General features: G+C 47.4%; 11 protein-coding genes. 3 read left to right on the top strand and 8 right to left on the bottom strand.

Annotation, left to right across the window (positions count from 1 at the left end):
* Positions 1-84 precede the first annotated feature (84 nt).
* From H6F80_RS14770 to H6F80_RS14760, 3 genes are all read right to left on the bottom strand, one after another.
* Positions 85-285, bottom strand: coding sequence for an ATP-binding cassette domain-containing protein (locus H6F80_RS14770; RefSeq protein WP_190792291.1), 201 nt, complete (start codon positions 283-285; stop codon positions 85-87).
* 44 nt (positions 286-329) lie between these two features.
* Positions 330-1,313, bottom strand: a complete 984-nt coding sequence (bla, locus tag H6F80_RS14765) for a class A beta-lactamase (protein WP_190792290.1) — start codon at positions 1,311-1,313, stop codon at positions 330-332.
* Between the two features lie 184 nt (positions 1,314-1,497).
* Positions 1,498-2,013: an MAPEG family protein gene (locus H6F80_RS14760; protein ID WP_190792289.1), complete on the bottom strand. Its 516-nt coding sequence runs from the start codon at positions 2,011-2,013 to the stop codon at positions 1,498-1,500.
* Between the two features lie 141 nt (positions 2,014-2,154).
* On the opposite strand from H6F80_RS14760, the gene H6F80_RS14755 reads away from it, so the two are divergent.
* Positions 2,155-3,069, top strand: coding sequence for a helix-turn-helix domain-containing protein (locus tag H6F80_RS14755; RefSeq protein ID WP_190792288.1), 915 nt, complete (start codon positions 2,155-2,157; stop codon positions 3,067-3,069).
* A gap of 30 nt (positions 3,070-3,099) precedes the next feature.
* Positions 3,100-3,945, top strand: coding sequence for an AraC family transcriptional regulator (locus tag H6F80_RS14750; RefSeq protein ID WP_190792287.1), 846 nt, complete (start codon positions 3,100-3,102; stop codon positions 3,943-3,945).
* On the opposite strand, the gene H6F80_RS14745 is transcribed toward H6F80_RS14750, so the two are convergent.
* The 5 genes from H6F80_RS14745 to H6F80_RS14725 form a co-directional block, all read right to left on the bottom strand.
* Positions 3,946-4,482: a nuclear transport factor 2 family protein gene (locus tag H6F80_RS14745; RefSeq protein ID WP_190792286.1), complete on the bottom strand. Its 537-nt coding sequence runs from the start codon at positions 4,480-4,482 to the stop codon at positions 3,946-3,948.
* A 55-nt stretch (positions 4,483-4,537) separates the two neighbouring features.
* Entirely contained in the window at positions 4,538-5,071 is a 534-nt protein-coding gene (locus H6F80_RS14740) for a nuclear transport factor 2 family protein (protein WP_199296589.1), read from the bottom strand.
* Between the two features lie 16 nt (positions 5,072-5,087).
* Positions 5,088-5,840 carry a glucose 1-dehydrogenase gene (locus tag H6F80_RS14735; RefSeq protein WP_190792285.1) on the bottom strand — a complete coding sequence of 251 codons (753 nt, stop codon included), beginning with the start codon at positions 5,838-5,840 and terminating at the stop codon, positions 5,088-5,090.
* Between the two features lie 49 nt (positions 5,841-5,889).
* On the bottom strand, positions 5,890-6,951 hold the full coding sequence (locus H6F80_RS14730) for an alpha/beta hydrolase (protein WP_242067370.1): 1,062 nt from the start codon (positions 6,949-6,951) through the stop codon (positions 5,890-5,892).
* Positions 6,952-7,126: 175 nt separating this feature from the next.
* The gene (locus H6F80_RS14725; protein WP_242067369.1) at positions 7,127-7,543 is read right to left on the bottom strand and encodes a winged helix-turn-helix transcriptional regulator; all 417 of its coding nucleotides are present in this window, start codon (positions 7,541-7,543) and stop codon (positions 7,127-7,129) included.
* 130 nt (positions 7,544-7,673) lie between these two features.
* Here H6F80_RS14725 and H6F80_RS14720 point away from each other — a divergent pair, with 130 nt between their 5' ends.
* Complete coding sequence (locus H6F80_RS14720; RefSeq protein ID WP_190792283.1) at positions 7,674-8,666, top strand: zinc-dependent alcohol dehydrogenase family protein; 993 nt, start codon at positions 7,674-7,676, stop codon at positions 8,664-8,666.
* The last annotated feature ends 293 nt before the right edge of the window (positions 8,667-8,959 follow it).

Raw genomic sequence — 8,959 nt, 5'->3', positions numbered from 1 at the left:
TTGCTAGGGGAATTTGAGCTGTGCCAGCAGGGGAGTTTTTATAACGGTGCGTCTATCACCGTTCGCCTCGCCAAAGAAAAAATCTTATGAATGGACAAAATCCAAAAAATTAGCTCCTTCAACTGCTTTTATACCGATGCGTATTAGCGTGCTTTTACCTACCCCGTTATCGCCCAAGATGCCGAAAATTTCGCCCTGGTAAATTTGGAAGGTCATGAGATCATTAACAGATTGAGATTGCGCTGGATAAACTTTAACCAGATTTTGCATGTCGTAAATCAGCATGAGCAGACCGCGACTGAACGAAATTTGCAAACGCTAAAGAAAGTCTATTGGCTCCATTCGTCCCAAGTTGCCTTTGCCACCCTTGCAATGACTCCCTCACGGATCGTACCGCTTGCTCTAGAATCTGAAACAAAGACAGCGATCGCCAAATGTCGCCCATTTGGAAGCGTCACAATTCCCACATCATTGGTTGCAGCCGTCACTCCATCGACAGTTGCTGAAGTTCCTGTTTTGTGCGCTACAACGGTTCCCTCAGGCAACAGACCCTTAATCCGGTTTGGGCCTGTCGAGGTCTCCGTCATCCATTGTCGCAGTGAAGCTTGACTAGAATCTGAAAGCCCTCGCCCTTCATAGAAAGCACGTAATAAGTTAACGGCTGCATCTGGCGTTGCAGAGTTACGATACTGCAATGTGGTATCTTGCCCGAACTGAATCTCATTCTCTGTGTTCGCTACAACAATATCATTTACGCCAAGGCTGCTTAAATACTCCATGACACGCTGTGGCCCACCAACGAGTCGTAATAGCGCATCACAAGCCGTACTATCACTTTCAGAAACCATATACTGCAACAATTGGGATAAAAGGAATTCCCTTCCTTGTGAATTCTCCTCCAGAATCCGACTCTCTTGAACGACATCGCTTACTTCAATCCGGATCTTCTGGTCTAGTTTCAGGTTTTCTTGATCGACTTGAGCTAGAACCGCCATTGCAATCGGAAACTTGTAAACGCTCTGCATCGGAAATTGCTGATCACCATTGAAAGTGACTGATTCCCCAGTTTCTAGTACTGTGGCTGTAACTCCAACTCGTCCTTGAGCAACCTGAGAGATTTGTTCAATGCGATCGCGTAATTCATTGTTGCGATCGATGTTAGATGTTGTGATTTCGATTGGCGTACTAGTTTGACTATTTGAATCTGCTTTCCCGTTATAGGAATTAACACTTGTACAACTGACAGTGAGTAAAACAGTCAGACCAAACAAGAAAAATGAGCGAAGCGAGGCTTTTTTCATCCCTTGAATCATAAACTTCAATCTGGGGCGATGAGCCGTTAGAACTACACTCACTAGTTCTGAAATTTCGGAAAAAGTTCTTCTAATTTTCTGGCTGTCAACTAACTTCACATGCATTAAATATCTCTATCTAAAAGCAGATGCCTGTGCATATTGAGTCAGAATGTGCTCGAAGAGTTTATGGCTTGCCAATTGCTCAATGCGTTGATTGGAATGACTGCAAGCTGTAGTAGAGACACGCTGCACTACCAGCGATGTAAACCATCCAGGTTCCAAAAAAGCCAATCGCTCTTTTCGGTGAGGGCCCGTAGGTTTCAAGCACTCCCCACGCATGGAAAATGCGCGACACAATCAATGTTGCCCCCAGTAACCAGAGCAAGGCAGTAGACGCTTGCATGAACTCTAAGGCAATCAGAAATAACAAACCAAGCGGTACATATTCGATGAAATTTCCGTGCGCCCGAATCGTTCGTTGCAATACGCCATTATCGGATTCCTTGGTTGCAATGGTTTGTTGTGTCAGCTTCTCGATCAAGGCTGCCCAGGCATTGGGTTGTTTCAGGTAATCGGGTTGCGAGGCAATGTCTCCAGTGGTTGCCCCATGCCAAACACGAGTTCGGATGCGTTCCATTACAACTTGGTAGGACAGCCCTAAAGCCAGTAATCCATGGCAGCCAATAAAGAAAGTTGAGATCGGAATTAAAACAGACATCGAATTACAACAATCATCGAATTACAACAATCATCACAATGCTGAAATGAGCTTACTGACTTTGAGCGATCACTGTCTTTTAGATTCTTGCGGAGGTGATCGGATGACGAGATGATGGAATGAAATTTCCTTCCCCTGCCGATGAGCCTACTGCAAGAGTTTCTGTTTGACCCGACCGATCGTAAGATCCCTCTGGATCAACCTCCGTTGGAGAACCTGCCGCAATGGGGGCACTGGATCGAAACCCCAGAGTACATGGTGGCGATTGTTCCACCCGGTCATCTGGAGGTAAATTTGTGCTCTCCCCTCAATCTTGTAGCCACCAGTTTTGGGTTGACTCAGGGTGTTGCGGCTTTCGATAGCGCTCGCCTCAAACCTTACAAGGCAACACCGGGAGGGTTTGACATTGTGCCTCAAGGCAGTACCTATCGTTCGGTGGAAGATGCGTCTTGCTTCGTGGTGTTTGGCTATTCCCAGGCGTTTCTATCCCATAGTGTGGCAGAGGGAGAAACTGTGGAGTTACTGCCAGGACAAATTTTCAAAACTCATTGGGGACTGAGTGCAGCGATCGCCATCCAGGAGTTTTTTGACAATGGGCAGCTGGGTGGTGCGTTCTACCTGGAATCCGTTGTGACAGCAGTCCTCGGACAAATTATCTATCGGCGATCGACCCTTTCTCAACGCTTCAAACGTCCACCAGAATTCCTGGAACCCCAGTTGTTAAAGAATGTCCTGGACTACATTCGAGCGAACGTTTCACAGCCGTTAAATTTGAGCAATATTGCAACCATAATTGGATTGAGTCCCTATCACTTTGCCAGAGCCTTTAAAGCCACAACCGGAATCCCTCCTTATCAGTACGTGCTGCAATGCCGGGTGGAATTGGCTCAACAACTTTTGCAGGATAAGAGGCAATCGCTGGCTGAAGTCGCCATAGAAGCTGGATTTGGCAACCAGAGTCACATGACGACCGTGTTCCGGCATGTATTGCAGACGACACCCAAGCAGTACCGTGAGGAGAAAGGCTTGCCAGGAAATTGTATTTCGATAGGATAAGGGCAGTAACGTTTTCTGAAGTGGTGGCAGATGACGGAGCAACCTTCCCTTTTCCTCAAGAAGGAGTGGCAGAATATTACGGTTGAGTATGGTCTGCTCGAAAGTGTAGGCGACTTTGAGTTTGCCATGCCTAAACACGCGATTAGTGTGGCATTTATCCCGCACGATCGCGTTACCTGGTCTGTTGATGGCAAAAAACAAACCACTGCTCTGCCTGCGGGGAGTGCGTTTTTGTATGGCGATCGCGAGTTTGTCTGGCATCACCGGGAGAAGGCAAGTGAGTATGTCACTCTTTACCTTGATCCAGATTATCTGAAACAGACGGCGGTAGAAAATGAATTGCCTGCAGAAACGCAGTTGAGCCATCGAGTGATTTTTCCTGATCCCACCATTACTCAAGTTGCTCACTGGTTCAAGGGTGAACTGCTGAATGAAGGATTAGGCGGAAACCTTTTTGCCCAATCGCTGAAAAATTTGCTGACGGTTCATCTGTTACGCAACTATTGTGAATCCGGAATGCTACAGAAGAAGCTCGTTGTTCCGGGTCGTGCGCTTGATGCTGTAAAGCTGAAGCAGATTCAAGATTACATTGAGGAGCATTTGGAAGAAGACATTGCGATCGAAGACATGGCAGCTTTAGTTCCGATGAGCCAGTTTCATTTTGCCCGTGCCTTCAAAGCTGCAATAGGGGAAACTCCGCACAAGTATTTAATTCAACGCCGAATGGAACGTGCCAAAGTTTTATTGACGGTGACTCAGCTAGCGATCGCAGAAATTGCCTATCGAGTAGGGTTTTCCAATCAAAGCCACTTTACCACTCATTTCCGCAAAGCAACCGGGGTGACACCAAAAGATTATCGCTTGCAGTGCAGTTAGTTAGGGACGATTGCCGGATTCCCAAGTCCAGGTCATTTTCATTCGGTTTACTCGCCAGCCTTGAGGAGTTCGGATTAAGCCATGTTCGTAAACGCCACCCAATGTCCAAGTTCCTTTTGTGGTATCTAAATAAACATGGTGGGCTTGAAAGTTGGAAAGACAGGTTGCGGTATCTCCTGTGCTTGTGACAACATGACTTCCAATCAAATGCTGCGTGACTTTGAAAGTTTGTGAGAAGAAAGTTTCCCAGCCCTTGACTAAATCCTCTGCAGTGATGGTTGACGGTTCTCCACCCGTTAGAGAGGTGTAATCGGTTTCAACCCGATCGCTAAATGCATCTCGGCAGGCTTCCCAGTTTCGGAGATCAGCCATGATGGCAATTTGATTGACGGCATTGATGATGGCATCTCGATCAGTAGTTGAGGTCATCATTTGATCATTTGAAGGTTGAGCCGTTGCAACTTTATTAGAGAGAAGTGTGGAGGCAATTACACTACTTCCAATCAGCAACCATTGGCGGCGTTTGTTCTTGAGCATGGCTTTTTTCTTTAAATGAACGAGAGTTGACGTGGTACAAATTTTCACAATCACTTTACTGGACTAAGCGATCGGGCAACGGCTTGAGGGAATAGACCCTCCAGAAGAAAGCATCTGCCTGGTGCTGATCGGTTAAGAAATTTTGTGCCTCAACAATTTTGCCATTCTCAATTTTGAACATGAGCGTGAATAGCTGATCGACTTGAGTACCACCATCTTCAACATTGCTCCATCCTCGGTGGATGTCTACAACATAATTCCCTTGTGCTTGGAAAAAGATGGGATCAGCTTTGAAATTGCCCTTTGCAAGTTGGGTAAAAAATGCAATCACTTCATCTGCACCATGCTTCTCGCCTGCTAAAGGATGATGACCAGGAATACGCCAGGTAATATTGGGAGCGAAGAAGGTTTTAAGGGCTTTCAGATCGCTTTCTGCATAGGCAGCATAGTAATCCTGAATCAGTTGAACATTAGCTTGTTCCTGGCTGGTAGGTATGTTGTTGGCGATCGCAGGTTGTTCTGATTTCCAACTCATCATGAAGGCGATCGTTAATACAAAAGCAAAGAGCGCAATCAAATATTTTTTCATGGGAGTTCAGTGAGTTTTAGTTGGAGGTTGTATAGCCACCATCGATAGCGATGTTCTGTCCGGTGATAAATCCAGCGGCATCAGAGCAGAGCCAAACAACCGTTTCCGCAATATCCTGGGGTTGTCCAACGCGCTGCATCGGAATACCCGCTGCCACCTGTTCCAGCATTCCGGCAGGCGCGTTCGCCCATAGCTCCGTTTCAACTGCACCCGGACTGACCGCATTAATCCGAATTCCCTCTGCCGCATATTCGGCCGCCGCCGCACGGGTTAATGCTGCTGCTCCTCCCTTCGCTGCTCCATAAGCGCTATAGTTGGGAACACCCAGGATTGCCCCTTGAGATGCGATATTCACGATCGCCCCTTTACCAGACTTCAGCATCGCAGGAATTTGATATTTCAAGCAGAGCCACACGGATTTGAGATTGACTGTAATTTCCTGTTCCCACTCGTCTTCGGTCAAATCGATCAATCGAATCCCTTTACCGGAACCTGCATTATTGAAGGCAGCATCAAGACGACCATATTTTTCTAAAGTGCGATCGACTAGAGCTTGTACCTCTTTTGCTTGAGTGACATCCGTTTGTACAAAGATTGCCTCTCCGCCAGCTTCCACAATTTGTTTGACGGTTGCTTCTCCTTCATTGACTCGTCGTGCCGCAATCACCACTTTTGCGCCTTCTCTGGCGAAGGCAATGGCAGTTGCTCGACCAATTCCTGAACTTCCGCCCGTCACAATGACCACTTTCCCATCCATGCGTCCACTCATTTTGTTTGCTCCAAATAATGTGTAATGACTGTTGAATATTTCAAACTGACTAATGCTGTACTGATGTGAGATGGGGCAATGTTGCCTGGAAATGACTTACTAATGCATCGACAGCGGTTGCAACTTGAGGATCGCGATCGTAGAAATCAAGATGTTGTCCTTCCGTCCAAACTAACTGCTTTTCGCCACTCAACGAAGCATAGAATTCGCGGGCATTGTCCGGCAGAGCAGAACCATCGCTGTGAACCATCAGCGTTGGAGTTGTAATTTGGGGCGCGATCGCCATTGCATCAAATCCCTGCCATTCGTGCCAGGACATCACCGCAAAAAGATTTGTCCACTCTGGAGTCACACCCCGATCCGTACTGGCGTAATAACTAACATCGCCAAACATGGCTGCACTGCGATCGCCTTGAGAATAAGCCGGAACATAAGCCACCTTGCCCGTGCGGTCGTATTGTTCACGGGCAGCCCGCCCGATTTCCATCCGATGCTGCACCGTTTCTTCCCCAAATAATGCGTTGAGCGAATCCATGTCATGTAACCATGCGGCAACGGTTGCAAAGGATTTGAAGCTTGAATCTTCTGCAACGGTTTGTGCCATGTAGCCTGCGCTGGCACAGATGCCCAACCCACCAATGCGATCGCCATCAATCACAGGTAAGGTTTGCAAGAACGCAACCGCATTCTTGATATCTTGAACTTTAGCCGCAGGTGATTCGTATTGGCGAGGAGTACCACCGCTCTCACCCCAGTAGCGAAAATCAAACGTGAAAGTCGCAAATCCGCGATCGGCGAGCCGTTGAGCATAGACCGCAGGCATTTGTTCTTTTACCGTCGTCCAGGCACCTGTCACAACAATCACGGGAAGTTTGTCTCCGGACTGGTAGGAAGCTGGCAGGTACAAGTTACCCACCATCCGTTCGCCCTCGCTTTGAAAGATAACCTGATTGAGTCCGGGTTGGAAGGATGCAGGCAGTTCAGCCATCATCTGTGTAGACTCGCGTGCGAGGAAATCAAAATTGACTGTCTCTGACAGAGCGACAGGGAGAGAAGTAAAGGAAACGATCGCGATTGTGCCAGTTGCAATCAGGGATTGGATAACGTTCATAGTTCCTTTCTCGATTTGAGTTGGGTTTCAATAACTCAAGATTAGAAAAAGCCCCCTTAAACTTGAAGCCCGATTCTTGCGCTGTTTTATCAATATTTTGCGGTTACACTGCTGATGCATGCCCGATCCCATTTAGAGTTAAAGCATGTTGCCCTGAAATAAACCTGCTGCCGAATTACTTGGGTTCCCAGTAGTTTTCTTTAGGGTTATCGTCATACTGCTCCATTGCTGTCTTGACCTCTGGAATATGACGATATGCCCACTCCCCCAAGATCGCCAACGGTTCTACCAGCGATTCTCCTAATGGAGTCAACGAGTAATCGACCCGTGGCGGAACGGTGGGATAAATTTCTCGCTCGATCAATCCACATCGCTCCAGGTTCCGCAAATTTTGAATCAGCATCTTGGGAGATACGCCAACAATCTGCTGCTTGAGTTCGCTATATCGCTTTTTCCCCTGCGTCAGGGCATACACAATCAACACTGTCCACTTATTAGCAATGTGTTCGAGCATTTGATGCCCTGCACAGTTGGTGTCGAACAGGTTCATGTTAGCGATGCGATCGAGCGCAGGCTGCGGCAAGTAATTCAATTGGATAGCGTCAGAATTCGGGTTGATCACCATGTTTACCAAAAAGTAACTAATGCACTTTGCCGTTAATCCTTTCGGGCAGCAATGTCTCAATGGTACTCATGGAATATGAGTTCTGAGGTCAATTGCAATGCAAGCCCAAATTATTACCCAGTTCGGTAGCCCCGCTGTTTTTGAAACAACCGATGTCCCAGCTCCTCAAGTCCTACCCCATCATGTATTGATTCGGGTCATGGCAACCAGCGTGAATCCAGTGGACTACAAAATTCGTCAGGGTGCAGTTCCAGACATTGCCCCTGATTTTCCTGCTGTATTGCATGGAGATGTTGCCGGAGTGGTGGAAACAATCGGTGAGGGAGTCACCATCTTTAAACCCGGAGATGAAGTGTATGCCTGTGCAGGCGGCGTGAAAGGGTTGGGGGGTGCATTGGCGGAGTATATGCTGGCAGATGTAGATCAAGTGGCTCACAAGCCCAAGTCGCTCACGATGGCAGAAGCTGCCGCTCTACCCCTCGTTTCAATCACTGCCTGGGAAGGGCTAATCGATCGCGCCAAAGTTCAACCTGGACAACGGGTTCTGGTTTATGGAGCAACAGGCGGTGTAGGGCATATTGGGGTACAACTGGCGAAGTCAGCAGGAGCGACAGTTTATGCCCTGGTATCGAGTGAAGAGAAAGGAGCGATCGCCCGTAAACTAGGAGCTGATTTCACCATCAACTACCATCAGCAGCCTGTTGAAGAGTTTGTGGCAGAACACACCAATGAGCAAGGATTTGACATAGTTTTCGACACAGTAGGAAATGACAATTTGCAAAACGCATTCAAAGCTGCAAAGCTGAATGGAACAGTGGTGTCAATTGTTTCTCTGTCTCAGCAAGACTTAACCCTGCTACATGCAAAAGGACTGACGCTGCATCTGGTCTTTATGTTGATTCCACTGTTGCATAGTGTGGGGCGATCGCGGCATAGAGAGATTCTGACCCAACTGGCTCAGTTAGTCGATGCCGGACAGGTACAACCGCTACTCGATAGTCAGGTGTTCAAGTTTTCTGAAGTAGCAGCAGCACACCAACGGGCTGAGTCGGGGCAGGCGATCGGGAAAGTGGTGTTACAACGAGAGTAATGGGTGTTTAGGATAATGCTCGTAAAGCGTGGATATGTTGATGCACAAGATATCGTTGTTGCTCTGCTGAAAACTGCTCAGGGCTGATCACAACTCCAGCGATGAATATGATCCGCAAAGGACAAGTGAATGGTATTGACAAAGGGGATATTGCATCTCAGGCCAGATTTATCGAAGCACTCTTGGGCGTAACTGCTTAAGACGATGACCTTAATAGGTATCGTTTGTCTTTAAAAAGTTTTTGCGATACAACCCAAAAAACAAAATCTGATTGTGGACTGCCGTTGATCACT

This window comes from Leptolyngbya sp. FACHB-711, from assembly GCF_014695615.1.
Lineage (GTDB): Bacteria > Cyanobacteriota > Cyanobacteriia > Elainellales > Elainellaceae > Leptolyngbya_A.
The sequence above is the reverse complement of the archived record's forward strand: the minus strand, read 5'-3'. Positions and strand labels throughout refer to the sequence as shown.